The organism is Paenibacillus dendritiformis, from assembly GCF_945605565.1.
In the GTDB taxonomy this organism is placed as follows: domain Bacteria; phylum Bacillota; class Bacilli; order Paenibacillales; family Paenibacillaceae; genus Paenibacillus_B; species Paenibacillus_B dendritiformis_A.
In genome coordinates this window covers 1,702,644-1,725,343 of the sequence record NZ_OX216966.1, presented here as the reverse complement: position 1 = coordinate 1,725,343, position 22,700 = coordinate 1,702,644, and the positions used below count along the sequence as shown (strand labels likewise).

Below are 22,700 nucleotides of genomic sequence, written 5' to 3'. Positions count from 1 at the left end.
GTCTTCGGCCTGCATTAGAAGTATGTGTTCAAAAAATTCGGTTCTTTTTGAAGAACCTTTAGGAAATGGCCCCCTCCTTCTGCCGGGGCATAAAATAACCTTTATTCCTCAACTGCTGCATCAGCTTGCGGGCATACGCCTCGGCAGGAGGCGCCCACGTAAAGCCGCCTTCTTCCAGGCAAGCCTGGGTATAAGCGGAGTCCGTGCGCACCAGAGCCTGGTACTCCTCCCGAATCTCCACGTTATAGTACATAAAGCCCATCAAATCCTCAAAGCGTTCCCGGTCATCGGATACGGAAGCGATCCATTCGTCATACCGCTCGTTGGCCATGACCCCAATCTCGATTCCGGCCAATCGGAAAAACTGCGGAATCGTCATTTTGTGAGGGTTATAGATATGGTATACCGGAATGCCCGGCTGTTCCGAAGCCGATTGAATCAGAGCCAGAATAGCGGCACTGCACCTATCGACCGGCGAAAAATCGATCTGCTCCTTATGGATGTCTTCCGACACCGCTCCCAGCCTAAAGATCGTTTCCAGCGTATTCGTGAAGGCATTGTCGGCAATATTGCTTTGGACCAGCCCATCAGCTTGTCTTCCCGTAATCAGCCCCACGCGGTAGACACTCGCATCGACCCGTTCCTCCCGAATCGCATTCAAGACAAGCCCTTCCGCCAGGAACTTGCTTTTCACATACACATTGTCCGTAAACTCTTGCCCGATAAAGTAATCATCCTCGCGGAAACTGACTTCCCCTTCCCCTTGCGCCACATGGCCGCTCACACTCATCGTTGAAATATAGTGCAGCCGCTTCCCGGCAGCCGCCAGTCGAAGAACCGCTTCGGTGCCGCCGATATTAAATTGTTCGAATTCCCGGTAGTCTCCGAAATGCTTGGTCATGGCGGCCGCATGGACGATCTGGTCAATGCCGCGCTCCAAATCGGCGTATTCCGAAGGAGTCAGTCCCATCCGTTCGAGCGTAATATCCCCGTTGATGACGAGGATTCGCTCTCCCAATGCCGCTGCATAGCGGGAGAATTTATCGGGATGGTAATAGCCGACGGCTTCCAGCAGCCTCGCCTCCGCCGCCGCTTGATCGCTGCCGCGGACAAGGCAGCAGATGACGCTCTCCGTCTGCTCCAGCATGTCGTCCAACAGATGAATGCCGAGGAACCCGGTAGCGCCCGTCAACAAGACGCGGCTTCCTTCAGTCAGCGGAAGAGGCCGTCTCTTCTTCGCCATTTGCTTCAAGTCGATCCGGAACTCCGGTGCGTCGAGGCTTATCGATCGCGATGGCTCCATTATTTTCCGGGCAATATTTTCAATCGTTTTCAGCTCAAAATAATCCTGGATGGACACGTTCCATTGCTTGGAGACCGACATCGACAACAGCTTCAATATATTAATTGAGTTCCCGCCCAGCTCTAAAAAGCTGTCTCTCACGCTGATCGAATCCGCCGGAATGTCCAATACCGCGGACCAGATGTCCCGGAGCTCCCGCTCGACTGCATTGTGCGGGGCGGCGAACGGTGCCGATCCGGACAGAAACTCGTATGGCTCCGGCAAGGCCTGATGATCGATCTTGCCATTCGCGGTAACCGGAATCTCCTTCACCTGCACGAGGAAAGCGGGAATGCAATATTCCGGCAGTACATCCGCCAACGTGGAGCGCAGCTTAGGGATATCCATTGGCTGCACGGCGCTAAAATAAGCGCACAAGTAGGTTTGCCGCTGCCCGTCTTCTCGGGCAACGACGGTCGCCTCCCGGATGGCAGGTATCCGCATCAGTTGGCGCGTGATCTCCCCTGGCTCGATGCGGTGCCCCCTGACTTTGACCTGATTGTCCTGCCTTCCCAGGAATTCCACCGTACCATCCGGCAGCCAGCGCCCGATGTCTCCGCTTCTGTACATCTTTGCTCCAGGTACGGAAGGATGAGCGACAAACCTCTCCGCGTTAAGCTCCGGCAGGTTCATATAGCCTCTGGCCAATCCGGCTCCGGCAATGCAGATTTCGCCGGGAATTCCGATCGGCTGCGGGCGCATATGCCGATCCATAATGTAGATCTGGCAGTTATGAATCGGTCTGCCGATCGGTATCCGCTCCGACTTGTCCCGAATCTCGACGCTCGTCGTGACGACGGTGTTCTCGGTAGGCCCGTAATTGTTGACCAATGTATACGCCGTATGCTCGGGAGCGCTATGCATCTTTTCTCCCCCGGTGAGAAGCAGGCGCAAAGACCGGTTCTCGATCCGGATGAACTGCTCGCATAGGGCGGTCGGCAAAAAGCACACGCTGATGCTATGGGTCTCCAGGTGCTCATTGAGCAGGTAAATATTTTTCCGAGTCGCTTCATCGATCAGATGGATCGCGGAGCCCGCGATCAGGTAAGGGAATATCTCCCATACCGAAGCGTCAAACCCGACGCCGGCAAATTTGGCGCTTCTATCGCCGCTAGTAATCCGGAAAGTCCGGTTATGCCAATATACGAGATTGACGAGCGATCGCTGCTCGATCATGACGCCCTTCGGAACGCCGGTCGATCCGGAGGTGTACACGATATAGGCCAGATGCTCCGGGCCGCTCGCGGCTTCGGGGTTGGAGCTCTCCCCTTCATGCTGCAGGAAAGGCGTCAAGCCGATCGTCTCGCATGAGCCTCCGCCGTCTTCCCCCGCTTCGGTCAAAAGAATGCGGGCGCCGCTGTCGTTCAGCATGTGCCGGATCCGCTCCGCCGGGTAACCTGGATCGATCGGAACATAGGCTCCGCCCGCCTTCATAATGCCGAGAATGCCGATCAGCATTTCCAGAGAAGGTCCGGCCTTCAGGCCGACGGGCTGATCGGGAACGACGCCTTTGGAGCGCAGCACCCGGGCGAGGCGGTTGGCTTTGTTGTTCAATTCGCGGTAAGTCAGGAAGCGGTCCCCAAATACCGCCGCCGTCTGCTCAGGCGCTCTTTCCGCCTGTTCCTCGAACAGCTCCTGGACCGTCCGCCCGGCAGGGTATTCGGTCCAGGTCCGATTGAACGAATCCAGCTCCGCCCGTTCTTCCTCGCTTATCATCTCCGCGTCCGCCAGCTTCCGGTCAGGGAACTCAGTCATGACGGAGACCAGCTGGATAAAGTGCCGGGCCATGCGCTCGATCGTCCCGTGATCGAACAGGCTCGCGCTGTATTCAAAATGCAGGTGAATCCCATCCTTCTCTTCCACGGCTTCCAGTGTCAAATCGAACTTGGACACCTTCCACTCCAAGGCTGCGGGAGTTCCCGCGAAGGAAGAAGCTCCGCCCCCGGCCGCAAAGGAAAAGACCGTATCGAACAGCGGATTGCGGCTTCCGTCCCGCCGCAAGGCCAGCTTGTCGAACCACTCGTGCAAAGGATACTCTTGATGCTCGAGGGCGAGAAGAACGCGGTCTTTCACGTCTTCCACATAGCTTCGGAAGGTCAGATCGGCTTGCGGGCGGCTGCGGATCGGCAGCATATCCACGAACATTCCGACCACCTGCTCCAGCTCCGCTTGCGGCCTTCCCGATACCGGCGTTCCAATGACGATATCCTCCTGCCCGCTATATTTGGACAGCAGGACGTTGTAGGCGGCAAGCAGCGTCATAAAGACCGTCGCTCCGCATGCCGCGGAGAGCCGCTTGATGCTTGCCGTCAGCTCGGGAGGCAGCTCCGCCGTGACGACCTCCCCTTCGAATTGCTGCAGGGGCGGTCTTGGCCGATCGGCCGGAAGCTGCAGGACCGGAATATCCCCCGCGAACGAGTCCAGCCAGAACCGCTCATGCTCCGCCATCTGCTCCGGATTCATCCGCTCATGCTGCCATACGGCAAAATCTTTGTACTGCACCGGCAGCGGAAGGAGCTGCTCCTGCTGATCGGCGCAAATCAAGGCGAATTCTTCAAGCAGAGTGTCGATCGACCTCCCGTCCGAAATCATATGATGCATATCCAGCAGCAGAAGATCGCCGCCGCTTCGCATATGGATCAATCCAGCCCGGAACAGAGGGGCCTGCCCTAAATCAAAAGGCTGGATCCAACTCGCAAGCAGCTGCTCCGCCTCCGACTCGTCCTGGCATTCCCAGTAATGCACCGGAATCCGGACATGCGGCGCAATACGCTGGACCAGTTCCTCGCCGATCATATGGAAAGACGTCCGGAGGCTCTCATGCCGGTCAGCCAGCAGCTGCACCGCGCTTTCCACCTTGGAAAGCTCCAGCCGCTCCTTCATCCGAAAGGCCATCGGCATGTTGTAGCTGAGACGCGCTTCCCGGAGATGACTGACGGCGTACATGCGTTGTTGGGCCGAGGAAGCCGGGTAATGCTCCCGCGGTCCGGCCGGCGTAATCTCGAGGCGCTTGTGCCGCTGCGCTTCTTGAACGTATGCCGCCAAATGCTCCAGAACCGGGCGGGCGAATACTTCTTTGAGCGGGATGTCGACCTGCAGTTCCTTTTCGATGCGGGCGGTAAGCAGCCTTACCTTCAGCGAGTGCCCTCCCAGCTCAAAGAAATGGTCGTATACACCGACTCTTTCCGCTCCGAGCACCTCCTGCCATATTGCCGCCAAGGTCTCCTCGATGAAGCTGCGGGGCGCCACATATTCGGCTCCCGCGTCCGCGAGATCCGGGGCCGGCAGCGCCTTGACGTCGATCTTCCCGTTCGGCAGGAGCGGGAACTGCTCCACCTTCACGAAATACGACGGGATCATATATTCCGGCATGCTGCGGGATAAATGGGCCCTTAGGTCGGACACGGCGCACTCCCGCTCCGTCACAAGGTAGGCGCATAAATAGGCATGCCCTCCCTCCTCGCGATCCGCCGTCACCAGCGCCTCTCTTACCGCGGGATGCTGGAGCAGCTGGTGGCTCACCTCGCCCGGCTCAATCCGGTAACCGCGCACCTTCACCTGCTGATCGAGGCGTCCCAGATACTCCAGGTTCCCGTCCGGCAGCCATCTCGCCTCGTCGCCGCTCCGGTACATCCGCTCGCCCGGCTTGTACGGGTGCGGCACGAACTTCTCCGCGGTCAGCTCCGGGCGGTTCAGGTAGCCGCGGGCCAGGCCCGTTCCCGCGATGCACAGCTCGCCCAGCACCCCGATCGGTGCCAGCTTCCCGTGCCTGTCGAGCACAAGGATCTCCGTCCCTTCGACCGGACGCCCGAGCAGCGCCTTTCCTTCCGGAACGCACGCATAGCGCGTCGCGTCGACGGTAGTCTCCGTCGGACCATAATGGTTGTACAGCCGGTACCCTTGGGCCAGCACTTTCTCCGCGACGACCGGATCCAGCCGCTCCCCGCCGCAGAGCACCGCCCGCAGGCTCGGCGCCTGCTCCGCCTGACCCGCCAGCAGTTCCTGCAGCGTGGCCGGCACGAACTGCGCCAGATGGATCTGATGCTTGTTCAGGAACGGGATGAACTGCTCCCTCACCAAAATATGCGGCTTCTCGGCGATGACGACGGTCGCCCCGTGCAGCAGCGATACCAGCGTCTCTTCCACGCTGACGTCGAACGAGCTGCTCGTCATGTGGAGGACGTTCTGCCCCGGCGCCAAGCCGTACAGGTGCCCGAACCAGTCCGCCAGATGCAGCACGCTGCGGTGCTCGATCATGACGCCCTTGGGCGTGCCGGTGGAGCCCGACGTATAGATGACGTAGGCCAAATCATCCGGGCCGTTCACCGGCTCCGGGTTGCCGGGCTCGGATAGCGGGTCGCCACCGTGCCTGCAGCTCTCGCGCAGCGCTTCGGCCGCCGCAGCCTCCACATCCTCCAGGAGGAGCACCTCGCCGGCAAAGCTCGCGGCCCCCTCCTGCAGCCCCTGCTGCGTCACCAGCAGCCGGGCGCCGCTGTCCTCCAGCATCCCGCCGATCCGTTCCGCGGGATAGTCGGGGTCGATCGGCACGTAAGCGCCGCCGGCCTTCAATATGCCGACGATGCCAATCAGCGTGCCGAACGACGGCGCCGTCATCAGGCCGACGCGATCGTCCGGCCCGACTCCCTTGGCGCGCAGCGCATGGGCCAGCCGGTTCGCCCGGCTGTTCAGCTCCCGGTACGTCATAACATCGTCCCGGAACACGGCCGCCCGCTCGTCCGGCATCTTCTCCGCCTGCGCTTCGAACTGCTCCGCGAGCGTGCGGTACGGCAGGGGACGCGCCTCCGCGCCGGCGAACGAGCCCAGCAGCTGCGCCTTCTCCGCGTCCGTGACGATCTCGATGTCCGCGATGCGCGCCTCCGGCCGCTCCAGCGCCGTCCGGACAATCTGCTCGAAATGCGCGGCCATCCGCTCGATCGTCGTCCGTGCGAACAGGCTTGTGCTATACTCGAACCGCAGCACCAACGCGCCGTCGTATTCAGCCGCCTCCACCGCCAAGTCGAACTGAACCGCGTGATGATCCATTTCGACGGGAGTCCAGCCCATTGTCCCGCTTGCCCCGGCATCTTCAATGACATTTTGCAGCGCGAATATCGTCTCGAATAACGGGCTGCGGCTGACGTCCCTGCGCAGATTCAAGCTCTCCGCCAACTGATCGGCGGAATAAGCCTGGTTCTCGTATGCTTCGATTACGGTACGCTGCATTTCTTCGAGGAACGCTCCGAACGTGTTATCCGGCTGCGGGAAGCTTCGCACCGGAACGGTATTGACGAACAGGCCGACGACGCCTTCCAGCTCAGCGAACGGACGATCCGTAACCGGCGTGCCTACCACGAGATCCTCTTGCCCCGAATATTTGTGCAGCAAAACGTTGTACATTGCCAGCAGCAGCAAAAATAAGGTCGTCCCGTTCTCGGCGGCATGCCGTTTCAATTGTTCCGTCATGTCCCTCGATAACGCATACTCTACCGTATCGCCCATAAACTGCTGCACGGAAGGTCTCGGAAAATCGGTCGGAAGCTGCAGAACGGGAAGGTCCCCGGCGAATCGGTCGAGCCAGTACCGCTCCTGCTTCCGCATCGGCTCCGTCTCCATCTGCTCGTGCTGCCAGACCGCAAAATCTGTGTACTGAACAGGCAGTTGATCGAGCGGCGCATGCGGATCGTCGTAGAGCTGCGCGAACTCGCGCAGCAAAATATCAAGAGACACGCCGTCCGAAATGATATGATGCATGTCTAAAAACAAAAAGGAATCCCCGCTGCCGGTCTCGATCAGACCCGCTCTCAGCAGAGGCGCCTCCCGCAAATCGAAGGGCCGAATCCACCCGGCGGCGATCTGCCGGACCTCCTCCTCCGCGGCCGTCTGGCAAGCGAGCGGAACCGTTACCCCGGGAAGCACTCTGAGGAACAATTCCTCCCCGTCACGCACGATGCAGGTGCGGAGGCTCTCATGCCTCGCCGCCAATGCTTCCAGACTCCGCTCTACCCGCTGCCGGTCCAGCGGATAAGGCGCTCGGAGCAGAAGAGGCATATTGTAGCTGAGATCCGCTCCGTCCAATTGGGTCGCCACATAGATCCTCTTCTGGGCCGGAGATGCGGGATACAGCTCCCGAAGCTCGGCGGGCCGGATCGTCTCGTACCGCTGCCGCGGAGTCCGGTCCAGCAACGCCGCCATGTCGCGCAGCACCGGCCGGGCGAATACTTCCTGGAGAGGCAGCGGCGCCTCGAACAGCTTGGCGGTCCGCGCAATCAGCATCGTGGCTTTCAGCGAATGCCCTCCCAGCTCGAAGAAATGATCGTGTCTTCCGACCCGCTCCACCCCGAGAAGCTGCTGCCACAGGCCGGCGAGCTTCTGTTCGGCTTCCGTAAGGGGAGCCTCATATTCGGCGGCGGCGCGCATAGCAGCATCGGGCTCCGGAAGCAAGCGCCGATCGATTTTTCCGTTCGGCGTCAGCGGAAACCGGTCCAACTCCACGAAGCAGGAGGGAATCATATAATCCGGCAAGGCGCGGGACAAATGCGCCCGGATATCCGCTCTGCTCCATTCCCCTTCCGGAACGAGGTAAGCGCAGAGGCTGGCATGCCCGGCTTCATCTTTGTAAGGGATGACCAGCGCTTCTTTGACCGCCTTGTGCAGCAAAAGCTTATGGGCAATTTCATCCGGCTCGATCCGGAAGCCGCGGATTTTGACCTGATGATCGATCCGCCCCATATATTCCAGCTTGCCGTCCGGCAGCCAGCGCACCAAATCCCCCGTCTTGTACATCCGCTCCCCATCCAGATAAGGACAAGGGACGAAGCGGCCGGCGGTCAGTTCCGGACGGTTCACATACCCGGACGCCAAGCCTTCGCCGGTAATGCACAGCTCTCCCGGAATGCCGATCGGCTGCAGCCGTCCGTACTCGTTCAAGACGAGCGCTCCGGTGTTCCGCAGCGGACTGCCGATCGGAAGCGTCCGGCTATCCGATGCGAGGCGGTCTACAACATAGAAAGTCGCGAAGACCGTGCTTTCCGTCGGGCCGTATACATGAATGATTTTGCCCGGCCCCATCACCTGGAACGCCTTGTCCACATAAGACATCGTGACCTGCTCCCCGCCGAACAGCACATGGCGAAGCCCGCGAAGCGCATGAGCGTTCACTTCAACCAGCGTATTGAACAAAGCCGTCGTCGTAAAAAACATCGTGATGTTCTGAGCGGAAATGTACGCCGACAACTGCTCCATATCCAGCATGAGCTCCTTCGGAACCAGCACCAGCGAAGCGCCGTTGAGCAGGGCGCCGAAAATATCGAAGATCGAGCCGTCAAAGGCATAGTTCGACAACTGCAATATCCGGTCGTCCGGCGAAATATCTATGTATCCTGGATCGATTACTACTCTCTCGACATTGCGGTGAGCCGTCAAAATCCCTTTGGGCTGGCCGGTCGAGCCCGACGTATAAATGATATAGGCCAAGTCGGAGGGAGCAGCGAGACGCTCCAGATTCGAATCGTCGCATTCCAGCGCGGTTTCTTCTTCTATCTGAATGACTTCTCCGGCGAAATCCGCTAGCGCCCGGCTGGCGGCGGAAGCGCGATCGCTCAACAGGAGAGCCGCAGCCGAGTCGGCCAGCATATAGGCGATCCGCTCGCCGGGATAGGCCGGGTCGATGGGCAAATAAGCGCCTCCTGCCTTCAGCACGGCCAATATGCCGACGATCATGTCGGCCGAGCGTCCGGTCATCATCCCTACGACCACATTCGGACGGACCCCCTTCAGCCGCAGCCGGCGGGCGAGCCGGTTCGCCCGTGAATTCAGCTCTCCGTAGGTCATGCTCGTTCCGCCTTCAATCAATGCGGCATGTTCCGGGCGGGCAGCCGCCTGCCGCTCAAAATATTCATCCAGCGTATGCTGCGCCGGCCGGCCATGCCCCTCAAGAGCCGCCAGCTCAAGCAGGAGCCGCCGCTCCTCGCCGTCGGCTAGCTCCATTGCTTCTACGGGCAGCGCCGGATCGGCCGCCGCTTGCCGCAGAACGGCCATATAATGCTGCGCGATGGCCTGAATCTCCTCCGGGCCGGGGCCATACAGGGCCGCGTTATAATTGATCATGAACAGCCCTTCCTCGGGCGCAATCGTCAAATTAAAATCATAATTCGTTTGCTCGCGGGAATGCATGCCCGTGATCGTAAACTTCAACAGCGCCGCCTCTTCTTCCGGATCGGACGCTTGCGCCGGATAGTTCTGATAGGCGATAATATGATCCAGCAGGCGATGCTTTAACGGCGACTGCTCCTGCACGTCCGCAAGCGATAGATACATATATTTTTCCGCTTCCACCATGTCCCGCTGCACTCTTTGGACGAGAGAAGAAAAGGCCTCTTCCTTGCGAAGACGCACGCGGACGGGAACGGTATTGATAAAGAGGCCGACCATGCGCTCAATTCCTTCGATTTCGGGCGGCCTCCCCGACACGACGGCGCCGAATACGACGTCATCGGCCTGATTGTACCGGTGCAGCACAATCGCCCACGCTGCTTGCATGACGGTATTCAAGGTGACTTGGCAGGTCTGGGCCAGCCTTGTCAAGCTGTGCTGCAGTTCCTCGTCCAGGGGCTGCACGTAATCCGCCTTTTCATACGTTCCGCCCTTCGCAGCATGGCGCGCGGGTACCGTGCTCGGCTGCTCGTACCCTTCCAGACGCTTCCGCCAATACTGCAAGGCTTCATCCCGATCCTGCCTGTCCAGCCATTGAATATAGCTGCTGTAAGGAGGAGACGGTTCTCCGCTGCACATGCCGTTGCCCAGCAGGGTTGCGTAGATGTCGAAAAAATCGCGCATCACAATCTGAAAGCACCAGCCGTCCAGAATGATATGGTGATGGGTGAAGAGCATTCGCCAGCTGCGTTCGCCGGTGCGAAAGACCGCCAAGCGAAACAGCACGTCCTTGGCCAAATCAAAGCCTCTGCTCCGGTCCTCCCGCTCATAGGCTTCCCATCGCTCCTGCCGCTTCTCCGGGGACAGGTCCAGCAAATTTTCAAACGCAACCTGGGCTGTCCTCTCCTTCAGGACAATCTGCCGCGGCTTCTGCAGCTTCTCATGCACGAAGATCGTCCGGAGGATGTCATGCTTGCGCAGCAGCGCATCGAAGCTGCGCTGAACTGCGTCCAGATTCAAATCTCCCTCGATCGTTAACGATAATTGCAAGCAATACATGCCGGGATCTTCCTGAAGCAGTGAGTAAAATAGCATCCCTTCCTGCATAGGGGATAACGGATATACATTCTGGATTTCATTTCTATCCAATGAAGCTCACTCCTGACCCATCGCGTATTGGAAGCGGAAGGAGGGGCGGCTGCCTCTCCTTCCACAGTCTTTATAACTCCTTGACCAGTTCCAAAATATCGTCCAGTTCTTCCACCGTCAGTTCCTGATCGTCGAGATCGCTCGGCGTCAGCCCGCCCTCGTCGATGCTCATGCAGTGATCTATCAGATGCAGAAGCTGGTTCCGGTACTGTTCCGCCAGCTCCTGCATGTCGTGCTCGGAATATTCCCGGCTGTTATATTGAATCGCTGTAAGCAGCCGCCCCTCCATGGTCACGGAGGTAATGTCCAGCGCATGGGTCCGCTCCGACAGCCGATGCATGGAACCGCCCGCCGTCAGCGGCGAGGCGGCGAAGAGCGCTCCTTCTTCCTCCCCGCCGAATTGGCCGAGATAATTGAAGCTGATCTCCGGCTTCAGCTTCCAGTTCAAGCCGCCCAGATGCTGCGGCGGAGTCAAATATTTCAGCACTCCATAGCCTATCCCTTTGCGCGGGATATGATGGAGCGTTTCTTTCGTCCGGATAAGCGCGCTCTTGGCATCATCCTCCGGCGAAAGATGCAGAATGACCGGAAAGGCGGAAGTAAACCAGCCTATCGTGCGGGTAATGTCCAGATCGGGAACGATCTCTTCCCTTCCGTGGCCTTCCAATTCCACCGCGATCCGCTCCATCTTCCCCCAGTCTCTCAACGCCAGGCCAAGCGCAGCCAGCAAAATATCGTTCGGCTCGGTGCGGTAAGCCTGATTCGCCTTTTTCAGCAAACACTCCGTCTCGTCCGCGGACAGGCGGAAGGTGACAGTGGCGCTGTCCTCCTGCGTATTGGATGCGGCGCAGCGCCGTTGGGGCAGCGGATCGGCCGGCGCATTCTCGATATTCGCCCAATAGGGAATTTCCTGAAGCAGTGCCCGGCTTGCCGCAAATACGCTCAGTTCCTCCGCCCATCTCTGATAGGAGTGGGTTTTATCCGGCAGTGCGATAGGCTGCCCGGCTGCTGCCGCTTCATAAGCCGCGCTTACATCTTCGATGAGGATTCTCCACGATACGCCATCAATGGCCAGATGATGAATGACGATCGCCAGATGGTCTCCTTCCGCCGTCTGATACAGGCCTGCCTTGACGAGCGGTCCTGTGCTCAGATCGATGCCGCCTTGCAGCCGGAGAACATCGGCTTCGATGCGCTCCGCCCAATCGGCGTGCCCGCGCAGGTCCATCACCTCAAGCGTAAAATGGGTGCCGTCCGTGCCCTGGTTGATCTGCGCGATCTCGCGCTCCTGCTCATGAAACACGAGACGGAGCGCGTCATGATGCTCAACGATCTTGTGCAGCGCCCGTTCGAGCAACTCGGGATCGAAGCCTTCCTGGCGGAAAAAGATCTCCGCCTGGTTCCACTGCTGCCGGTTGCGGAAGTTTTGCTCGAAAAACCAATGCTGAATCGGGGTGAGCCGTACCCTGCCCTCCACGGGGCTCTGGTCGAACTGCAGCTCTTTTCGCTTCACCAAGGGTGAAAGCTGCTCTATCGTCGGATGCAAAAACAAGTCCTTCATCTCCAGCTTGAGCGAGTGCCGGTTCAACCGGGCCGCAATCTGGATCGCCTTGATCGAATCGCCGCCGTAATCAAAAAAGCGGTCCAAGATGCCAATCCGCTCGACGCCGAGGACGTCCTGCCATACCTCGGCCAAAATAGCTTGGATCTCGTTCTCCGGCGGGGCGTACTCCGTCCCCGCCAGGTCCCGGTCCGGCGCCGGCAGCGCCTGGAGATCGATCTTCCCGTTCGGCAGGAGCGGGAACTGCCCCAGCCTCACGAAATACGACGGGATCATATATTCCGGCATGGTGCGCGACAAATGCGCCCTCAGCTCGGTTGCGGTGCACTCCCGCTCCGTCACGAGGTAGGCGCATAAATAGGCATGCCCTCCCTCTTCGCGCTCCGCCGTCACCAGCGCCTCTCTGACTACGGGATGCTGGAGCAGCTGGTGGCTCACCTCGCCCGGCTCGATCCGGTAACCGCGCACCTTCACCTGCTGATCGAGGCGTCCCAGGTACTCCAGGTTGCCGTCCGGCAGCCATCTCGCCTCGTCGCCGCTCCGGTACATCCGCTCGCCCGTCTTGTACGGGTGCGGCACGAACTTCTCCGCGGTCAGTTCCGGGCGGTTCAGGTAGCCGCGCGCCAGGCCCGTTCCCGCGATGCACAGCTCGCCCGGCACCCCGATCGGTGCCAGCTTCCCGTGCCTGTCGAGCACAAGGATCTCCGTCCCTTCGACCGGACGCCCCAGCAGCGCCTTTCCTCCCGGAACGCACGCATAGCGCGTCGCGTCGACGGTAGTCTCCGTCGGGCCATAGTGGTTATACAGCCGGTACCCTTGCGCCAGCACTTTCTCCGCGACGACCGGATCCAGCCGCTCCCCGCCGCAGAGCACCGCCCGCAGGCTCGGCGCCTGCTCCGCCTGATCCGCCAGCAGCTCCTGCAGCGTGGCCGGCACGAACTGCGCCAGATGGATCTGATGCTTGTTCAGGAACGGGATAAATTGCTCCCTCACCAAAATATGCGGCTTCTCGGCGATGACGACGTTCGCCCCGTGCAGCAGCGATACCAGCGTCTCTTCCACGCTGACATCGAACGAGCTGCTCGTCATATGCAGAACGTTCTGCCCCGGCGCCAAGCCGTACAGCCGTCCGAACCAGTCCGCCAGATGCAGCACGCTGCGGTGCTCGATCATGACGCCCTTGGGCGTGCCGGTGGAGCCCGACGTATAGATGACGTAGGCCAAATCATCCGGGCCGTTCACCGGCTCCGGGTTGCCGGGCTCGGATATCGCGTCGCCACCGGGCCTGCAGCTCTCGCGCAGCGCTTCGGCCGCCGGAGCCTCCACATGCTCCAGGAGGAGCACCTCGCCCGCAAAGCTCGCGGCCCCCTCCTGCAGCCCCTGCTGCGTCACCAGCAGCCGGGCGCCGCTGTCCTCCAGCATCCCGCCGATCCGTTCCGCGGGATAGTCGGGGTCGATCGGCACGTAAGCGCCGCCGGCCTTCAATATGCCGACGATGCCGACAAGCGTGCCGAACGACGGCGCCGTCATCAGGCCGACGCGATCGTCCGGCCCGACTCCCTTGGCGCGCAGCGCATGGGCCAGCCGGTTCGCCCGGCTGTTCAGCTCCCGGTACGTCATAACATCGTCCCGGAACACGGCCGCCCGCTCGTCCGGCGTCTTCTCCGCCTGCGCTTCGAACTGCTCCGCGAGCGTACGGTACGGCAGGGGGCGCGCCGCCGTGCCGGCGAACGAGCCCAGCAGCTGCGCCTTCTCCGCGTCCGTGACGATCTCGATGTCCGCGATGCGCGCCTCCGGCCGCGCCAGCGCCGCCCGGATAATCTGCTCGAAGTGCGCGGCCATCCGCTCGATCGTCTCCCGCGCGAACAGGCTCGTGCTGTACTCGAAGCGGAAGCCGATCGTATCGTTCAGCTCCGCTCCCTCCAGGGTCAGATCCACCTTGGACACGTTATAGCTGAACTCATACGGAGAGAAGACCAGCTCCTCCGTCCGGTGATAGAAGGCTTCCACCGTCTGCCACGCAAAGACTGTCTCATAGACAGGGTGGCGGCTCGGGTCCCGCTGCAGGGGAAGACGGTCCTGCAGCAGCTCCAGCGGATAGTCCTGGCGATCATGCGCACCGATGACGATCCCGTTCACTTCTTCCAGGAACGTTTGGAAAGAGATGCCGGGCTGCGGCCGGCCCCGAAGCGGCAGCATGCGGACGAACATCCCCAGCACGTCCTGCACATCGGCATGAGTCCTTCCGGCCGCTGGCGTTCCCACGACAACGTCTTGCTGTCCGGTATATTTATGTAGAAGAAGGAAGTAGGCGGCGAGGAGGATCGTGTAGACGCTCATCCCTTGCTCGGCGGATGTGTGCCGCAGCGCCCGCACCGCAGCCGCGCTCAAATCAAATTCAAACAAAGCCCCTTCATAAGCTTGAAACGGCGTTCTCGCATAATCTGTCGGCAATTGAAGAACCGGAAGCTCCCCGGATAAGGCGTCAAGCCAGTATTGCTCCGACGCCTGAAGCTCCCCCGACCGCAGCCGCCTCTGTTCCCATACGGCATAATCTTTATATTGGATGCGGGGCGCAGGGAGATCCCCGCCGCCCTCATGCCGGTAGAAATGGAGCAGCTCCTGCATAAATAATTGGAGCGAAAAACCGTCAAAAATGATATGGTGCAGGTCCAGCATGAACAAATGCGTCCGTTCCTCCAGCCGGAGAAGCTGCGATCTCCATAGCGGGGCCTCATGCAGCGGAAACGGCCGGATCCATTCGCGGATGATGTGTTCCGCCTGCTCTGGCTGGCATGTCTGGCATGCCAGGCTGAACTCGACTTGTTCGTGAATGCGCTGGACGGGCTCTCCGCCGATCATGTCGAACGACGTGCGAAGCGCTTCATGGCGGCGGATCAGCTGCTGCAGCGCCAGCTCCATGCGCTGCCGGTCCAGCTTGCCCTCTATCTTCATGATGAAGGGCATATTGTTCACGATGGAATCGTCCGCCAGAGCCGACAGAAGATACAGCTTCTGCTGGGCCGCGGTTACCGGATACGCGTCCCTTGCTTCGGCCTTGGCGATAGGCGCATAAGCCGCGGGCGCCGCGCTGCGGATAAAGGCGGCCATATCCTGGAACCTCGTGTTCAGGAACAGATCTCGCAGGGCCATGTGAATCCCGAACCGCTTCTGGATCCGGGTAATCAGCAGCGCCGCTTTCAAGGAATGCCCGCCCAGATCAAGGAAGTCGTCGAACCTGCTTACCTCATCCTGACCGAGTATCTCTGTCCACAACTGCGCCAGGTCCAGTTCAAGCGCGTCAGTCATCGGGCCAGCCTCCGCCTCGGCGCCCATCCACTGATCAGGTGCGGGCAGCGCCCTCCGATCGATCTTGTTGTTCAATGTGAGAGGAAGACGCTCCATCCACATAAAGACGGAAGGCACCATATAGGAAGGCAGCTGAGTTAGCAGATGCTCCTTCAACCGCTCCGCAGGAAGCTCCGCTTCCGCCTCATAGTAAGCGGCCAAATATTTTTGTCCGGTTTTGCTTTCCGCTGCGGTGACAACCGCTTTTTTGACAGGTTCACACTGCAGCAGCCTGGACTCGACCTCTCCCAATTCGATCCGGTAGCCCCGGATTTTGACTTGATCATCATTGCGGCCCACAAAGTGAATGTTGCCGTCCGGCAGCCATTTGGCCATATCTCCGGTCTTATACAGCCTCTCGGAAGGCGAATATGGGTGCGGAATGAATTTGTCCGCCGTAAGCTCCGGCTTATTCAAATAACCGCGTCCGACTCCCAGCCCGCCGATGTACAGTTCCCCGATGACTCCCGGAGGGAGGAGGTTGCCATGCTCGTTCATGATATACATGGACATATTCGGAAGCGGCTTCCCGATCGGGGTAATGCCCGAGTCGGCAATGGCTTCCGGCTCCACGTCGTACACGCTCGTCTCCACCGTCGCTTCGGTCACGCCGTATGTGTTCAAGATGGTGACGCGGCTTCCGAAGCGTCCGATCAAGCGCTTGAAATCTTCCGCCGGACAACTGTCGGCCCCCATCACGATCAGCCGGAGGGAAGATAGGGCCATTCGGTTCTCGTATATGTAGTCCAAAAACGGGACAATCAAAGCCGGCGTCGATTCCATCATCGTAATCCGGTGCTCTTCCAGCATCCGGTACAGCGCCAAGGGATCCGTTTTGACTGCCGCAGGGCACAGCACCAGTTGTCCTCCGTTCAATAACGCCCGGGCCATGTCTCCGGCGAATACGTCGAAGGCAAAGCTCGCCAGCTGCAGCAGCCGAATCGATTCCGACAGGCCGTATGTATCCTGATATGCGAAAGACAAATTGACATAATTGCGGTGCTCGATCATTACCCCTTTGGGGGTGCCAGTCGTTCCCGAAGTGTAGATGACATAGCATAGGTCGTCCGGCGTATTCCGGTTCTCCGGGTCGTCCCGGCGCTCCGCCTCAATCTCCGGCTGTTCGAAATATACGGCTTCGGCAGGAACCTCGTCCGGATCGATAAGCCCCTGCTCGCACAGCAGAAGCCCCGCCTCGCTATCCCGCAGGATGGCTTGAATGCGCTCCAGCGGATATTCGGGATCGATCGGCACGTACGCTCCGCCCGCCTTCATGACCGCCAGCGCCCCGATGACCATGGCGAAGGAGCGATCGGCCAATATCCCGACCCGGCTCTCCGGTACGACTCCTCTTCTGCGCAGGTACCGCGCCACTTGATTCGCCCTGGAATTCAGCTGCTCGTATGTCAGTGTCCGCTCCCCGCATACGACCGCCACGCTGTCGGGGGACTGTGCGGCCTGCCGTTCGAACAGGCAGTGAAAAGGACGGGTAAGGTCGTAGCTGCGCCGTGTCGAATGCGAAGAATCCAGGTATGCCTGCCGTTCCTGCTCGGTAAGCATGTCGAGCTCGGCGATTTTTCGCTCGGGAGAGGACACCGCATTGTGAAGCAGGGTCATAATATGGGACATCATCTGGTCGATTTCGGAATCAGAGAACAGCTCGATGCGATAATCTATGTCGAAGCTGAGCATATTCTCCTTTTTCCCGTGCCGGATGAGATGGAAAGCCAGGTCATTGATCTCGGCCTGGTTATACAGAAAGTCGACTTCATAATGAATGCCGTCCTTCGGCGGCAAATTCAACTCGATATGCTGAAAGGAAATGGAATACAAATAGCCCGTTTCCTGATGGCGCTCTCTCCATGAATTCAAAATCAAAGGATACGGATACTTTTGGTGCCGCATCATGCCCAATTGCTGAACGGACAACGTCTTCAAATAATCCTGGTATGCCATATTCGGGTTCACGCCGGAACGAAGAGGGATCGTGCTGACGATCATGCCGAACAAGTCTTTTTCCTTCGGCCGGGTTCTGTTCGCGTACATCGTCCCGATGACGATATCCGTTTTGGATGTCATTTTATGCAGGTAGATGAATATGGCAGATAGAAAAAGATTCAATATCGAGACCTGATGTTCTTGCGCGTAACTGTCCAACAACCGCCGGCTGTCTTCCGGGACGACTACCGTTTTACGCTTCGACGCCGGATTTGTACGGTAAAAGTCGGTCGGCTTGAGAGAGGTCACCTCCGGCGACGTTGCGAACATGTTCTCCCAATAGTCGCGGTCCTTCCTGAATCGCGCACTGCTTTCATATTGCTTTTCATGCTCCATATACTCCAGAAAGGAGGCATAGGGCTTCGGCTGTCCTTCCGCTCCGCGCCGGATGTCCAGGTAAATATCAAGAATGCTCGTAATCGCGTGCATGACCGATACCGCATCCGAGATGACATGGTGGATATTGAGATATACCCAGGCGTCCTTGTCACTCAGCTTGAAGATGGCGAAATAAAACAAATCCGCGTCGAACAGCGGAAACGGCGTATTCAGTTGGGCGTAAATCCGTTCCTGGATAGCCGCCTCCCGCTCCTCCGCCCCGCTGTAATCCAATAAAGGCACTTCCGCTTGCGTGTATGCGGCTATATATTGCATCGGCTCGCCTGTATGCCGTCCGCTTATTCGCAGCCGTATGTTGTCATTGGCTGCAATGTAGGCTTGAATGGCTTGATTCAGGCCGGGGAAGTCGATACCTTCCCCGGAGTTCAGCTTGATTACCGCTCCATTGTTAGAAATGCTGGTATGAGGATACAGCTGCTCTACATACCAGATGCCCTTTTGTCCATAGGATAAGGGAAAATAGTTCTCCATCCGCGCATCCCTCCGCACTGTATTTAGGCGTTCCGCACCTCTAAGCCGGTCAGCTTGCCCAGCTCCATCTTGATGACATGATCGGCCGTATGGAAATAGCCGTCATCATGCGTGATGGCGATGACGCATTTCCCCCGCTTCTTCAATTCGGGGAGCAGGTGAAGGTAGAAGTACTTCCGGTATTCAGGATCTTGATCGGCAGCCCACTCGTCGAACAAGCAGATCGGGCGATCCTCCAAATAAGCGACCAGAAGAGCGAGGCGCTTTTTTTGTCCCGTCGATAATTTGGTCGTGCTGAATTCTCCCTGCGTAATCTGGACCTTGTCATTGATTTGGAGAATTTCCAGCAGCCGTTGAATTTCTTCTTCCCGTCCCTGGATATCGATGCCGTATAACCGGTCGAACAGATAAAAGTCGCTGAAAATCGCCGAAATATGCTCCCGGATGCTTCCCGGATCCTGGGGGACGCCGTTGATCTTGACCGTTCCTTCATCCGGCCGGTACAGCCCCGTCACAATTTTGGCCAGGGTCGATTTGCCGCTTCCGTTCCCGCCCGTAATGAACGTCACTTCGCCCGAACGGAACTCGTAATCGATAGGCCCGATGGAGAACTGGTCGCCCTCGGCATGCTTATACGCATACTTGACCCCATCCAGCTCCAGCTTCAAGGCCGCGGAGGAAGCTGGCACGGACGGACCGGCTTCTTCATAGCCCTGTTCCTCCAGCTCCGTGACTTCCTTCAATAAGGCCTGGATCCGTTTCCAGCTCACCTGGATTTGCAAAATTTGCGGAAAGGAATAGAGCAAATAAGTTACGGGTCCTGTCATATATAGAAAAATAAAAATGTAGTTATAGAGCACCTCGCCGCGGATTTCCGCAAAAAGCAGCGGGAACACGAAGGCTACTAATCCGACGACCGAGAGAAAGATTAAATCTTCCACGATGAAGGCGTTGGCGAATTTCAAATCGGCCTTCATTCCTTTATTCCGGTAATCGTCGCAGGCGCCTTCCATTCCGCGCTGAAAATCTTTCTTTCTCTTTTTGTTCATCGTCAGCTCTTTAAAGCCGTGCAGCAGATCATGGATGTAGTTGAAGAACACATTTTGAATATCGCGGGTTTGCTCGTACAATTTGTGGGCCTGGCCGCCGATGATCAGATTGATGACGACGGTGACGACGATGATTCCAAGCGACAGCAGCAGCCCCCAAATGCTCATCATGCCCAAGTAAATCAGGCAGAAGAAAATCGTCACCATGCTGGTCACGCCGGTAACGGCGATATGCATGCCTTCGCTGATTTTCTCGGTATCGTTATTCAGGCACGCATTGATCTTCCCTCTATCGAAATGCTCCAGCCTCTCGAAAGGGATGCGAAGCGTCTTATCGATCAGCTGCACCCTTTTCTCGTACACGAGCTTATTCGTGATGATAGCAATCCGGGTGCGGATAAAGCGTTCGGCAATGACGTGGACCAGCAATCCGAAAATAAAATAATAGAACAGGCCGTTAACGAAATTGTTCTCGTAATTGAAGGTCTGATTGATGATATAAATGACAAATGTGTTGGTTAAGCCGCTGATTAAGCTGCCAAGAATGACCGGGATCAAGTTTTTGCCGTCAGCGGTCCGAAAACATGACGTGATCACGTAATACAACAGGAGCAAGCCCGCAAAGGCATGCGCCAGCCAATATACATAGACCATGCGGGCCGGAGCCCACTCCTCGAGCCGCGCCCATGCATAATCGCTGCTGAGCAGGGCAGGCACACGATCCCAGACGACGAGAAATAATCCATAGATGATGAGTCCCAGCACGATTTTGATGGCCGTTTTGGCCCCGAAGCCGAACTTGCGCTCCTGCCGCGCGATTTGCCCCCATGTTTTGCCCATTACAACGAGCAGGGCGATGACGAAAATTCCTAGCACCAGCAATAGTCCCAAAGCAGCCTGCTCCAAATTGATGGCCAGATTTCCTGCGGTTTGCAATGAAGTCACCTTCCAACTTAGTCTTTTGACAAGATTTCTCCTTGCGCGGCCATGCTCTCGCCGATCCAGATCGTTCCTGTGGAAATGGCGAAGCCTCTACGTTTGCGGATAATTTCCGCCTCCAGCCGCAGCGTGTCGCCCGCATAGACCGGACGGGTGAACTCGAAGCCGTTCAAGCCTGCCAAGAGCGGCAAAGATCCGTCCGCGGCTTCCTTCCCTTCGGCGATGGCGCTCACTTGAGCCAGCGCTTCCAAGACAAGCGTGCCGGGAAACACGTTCTTCCCCCCGGCCTCCAGCAAATACGGCTCGCTTAACGAAATATGCTTGATCCCGACTGCCTTTTTTCCTTTTTCCAAATGAATCAGCCGATCGACAAACAGAAAAGGGGCTCGATGCGGGATCAAGCTCTCTATTGAAGGAAAATGCATCAGATTACACTCCCCCGGGCATGGATTCGGATTGGCTGTGCCGCAAAAGCACGGAAGCGTAATTGCCGCAAAATCCGAAATTGTTCACCAGAACGCTTGACGTCTTATACGGAAGACGTTCTGTTACCAGCCGCGCCCGAATAAGCGGGTCCTGAACCTCCAGCCCCGCCGTAGGCGGCAGACACTGGAGCCGCAGACTCGCGATGCCGGCGGCGATCCCCAGAAATCCGGAGCAGCGCAGCAGATGTCCCGTAGCGCCTTTGTGCGAACTGACCGGAATATTCCCGGCATCGTCCATCGCCTCGAACAACGCCTCGGACTCATAAGCGTCGCCCTGCGGCGTCCCCGTAGCATGCGCATGGATATAGTCCGCCCGCTCCGTCCCCGCCATGGCTAGAGACATCTTCATGCAATCGACGACGCACTGCTTGTCCAAGTCGATCATGTTCAAATCCGCGCCGCCGACGCAGTTGGCAGCGCCGTCGAGCCAGGCGAGAGGTTGACCGCCCCTTGCCGCCAGGCTTCTCTCCGACTCCAGAATCACCGCACCGGCGCCCTCTCCGATCATGATTCCGTTCCGCCCCGCATCAAACGGTCTCGCGTCTGTGGGAGAAATCGCCCTTACAATATCCATCGAGGCGAAATCATACCTATTCAAGATCTCCGCCCGCGCGACGACAACGATGTCCAATTGCCCGTGCCGTATCATGCTCCGCCCCATCGCAAGGGCCGAACTGATGGAAGCGCAGGCTGACGTGATCCGGTGAATCGTCCCGAAAGGAAGGAACGGGCCCGGATCGGCGAGTGCTTCTATCGGATCCTCCAGCCAATCGTCCGCGGCTTCGCCCAGAGAATGTTCGGTCTGCCCCGTCACCACGGGGAGGATCAGACCGGCCTCCAACTCCCGGCTATCGGTTGCCCCGGTCAGTCCCGAGGAATGGAGAGCTTGACTCATGACATAGGACAGGAAGCGGCTGGACGGCTTCTCCGCAGACGGGCCGTGATCCGGCACCTGCCCGCCCCGGCGGCTGCGGAATGCAGCCGTATCAAAACGCGTAATGTCGCCAATGGCGGACGTGCCCGAATATAATCCGTTCTCGAAGACAGACCGTCCGTAACCAAAGGGAGAAATCACTTCCATGCCGCTGATGGCCACTCTATTCTTCATCTTTCGCTCCCTCCCCGCTCCGGATCGTTGGCCGGCAGGGCAGCCGCCACCGGCTCCCTTGCCTCTCGTGGGATTCCGGCCTGCGGTTCATAGCTTGCAATCGGCTCGCAGGAGCCTAGATCGGCTGTTCTCATCAGGGCGGAGATGCTTACTTTGCCGGAAAATGGCTCGCCGCTGTCCTCCTGCGCATAATCTCGTTCCACATCGGCCGCGAACATGAGGGAGGCCATTCGATCGATCAGCAGATTATGCGCCCATACCTTATTGCCGCTAAGGCCGTAGCCATCTGCAAGCGTAGCGGAAGGGCCCTTAATTCGCATCAGTATGTTCGTCTGCGCCGTCGGCAAGCTGCTCTCGAAGGAAATCGTCATATGCGGGCGGACCGCCCGCTTTCCTTGGTCCAACGCCTGGGCATAGCGTGCAATATCGATCCAGGTCGAGTTGGAAATATTGAGCATAAGCCCCCGCTCGGCAGGGGGAGGAAGGATCCCTTGATGGTCCAGTTCCTCCATGATCGCATGCAGCCCTTGGCATACATGCTTGGCCACGGCATCGGCATACTTGCTCTTCGGCATCGAGAACTCGGACGGTCTCTTGCCGGAAAATGACGCGCCGGTATGCCAGGCGCAGACTGGCACGTCATTCACAATGGTCATGTCTACACCCATCACGACCGAGATTGCTGGGGATTGGTCCATAC

6 protein-coding genes are annotated in these 22,700 nt (G+C 58.6%); all 6 read right to left on the bottom strand.

The window, feature by feature from the left end; genetic code table 11:
* Positions 1 to 58 precede the first annotated feature (58 nt).
* The 6 genes from NNL35_RS07415 to NNL35_RS07390 all read right to left on the bottom strand — a co-directional run bounded on the left by NNL35_RS07415 (position 59) and on the right by NNL35_RS07390 (position 22,698).
* On the bottom strand, positions 59 to 10,642 hold the full coding sequence (locus NNL35_RS07415) for a non-ribosomal peptide synthetase (protein ID WP_276540125.1): 10,584 nt from the start codon (positions 10,640 to 10,642) through the stop codon (positions 59 to 61).
* Positions 10,643 to 10,712: 70 nt separating this feature from the next.
* A complete protein-coding gene (locus tag NNL35_RS07410) occupies positions 10,713 to 18,419 on the bottom strand; it encodes a non-ribosomal peptide synthetase (protein WP_254553108.1) in 7,707 nt (2,568 codons plus the stop codon).
* A 23-nt stretch (positions 18,420 to 18,442) separates the two neighbouring features.
* Positions 18,443 to 20,413, bottom strand: a complete 1,971-nt coding sequence (locus tag NNL35_RS07405; protein WP_254553106.1) for a cyclic peptide export ABC transporter — start codon at positions 20,411 to 20,413, stop codon at positions 18,443 to 18,445.
* Positions 20,414 to 20,421: 8 nt separating this feature from the next.
* Entirely contained in the window at positions 20,422 to 20,760 is a 339-nt protein-coding gene (locus NNL35_RS07400) for a hotdog family protein (RefSeq protein ID WP_254553104.1), read from the bottom strand.
* Between the two features lie 76 nt (positions 20,761 to 20,836).
* Complete coding sequence (locus tag NNL35_RS07395; protein WP_006679157.1) at positions 20,837 to 22,000, bottom strand: beta-ketoacyl-[acyl-carrier-protein] synthase family protein; 1,164 nt, start codon at positions 21,998 to 22,000, stop codon at positions 20,837 to 20,839.
* A complete protein-coding gene (locus NNL35_RS07390) occupies positions 21,997 to 22,698 on the bottom strand; it encodes a hypothetical protein (protein WP_006679156.1) in 702 nt (233 codons plus the stop codon). The genes NNL35_RS07395 and NNL35_RS07390 overlap by 4 nt, the downstream gene beginning before the upstream one ends.
* Between the last annotated feature and the right edge of the window lie 2 nt (positions 22,699 to 22,700).

Bases quoted from the DNA above. Each gene is read 5' to 3' on its own strand.
- NNL35_RS07410 (WP_254553108.1), bottom strand. From the start codon at position 18,419: ATGGAGAACTATTTTCCCTTATCCTATGGACAAAAGGGCATCTGGTAT.
- NNL35_RS07395 (WP_006679157.1), bottom strand. From the start codon at position 22,000: ATGAAGAATAGAGTGGCCATCAGCGGCATGGAAGTGATTTCTCCCTTT.
- NNL35_RS07390 (WP_006679156.1), bottom strand. From the start codon at position 22,698: ATGGACCAATCCCCAGCAATCTCGGTCGTGATGGGTGTAGACATGACC.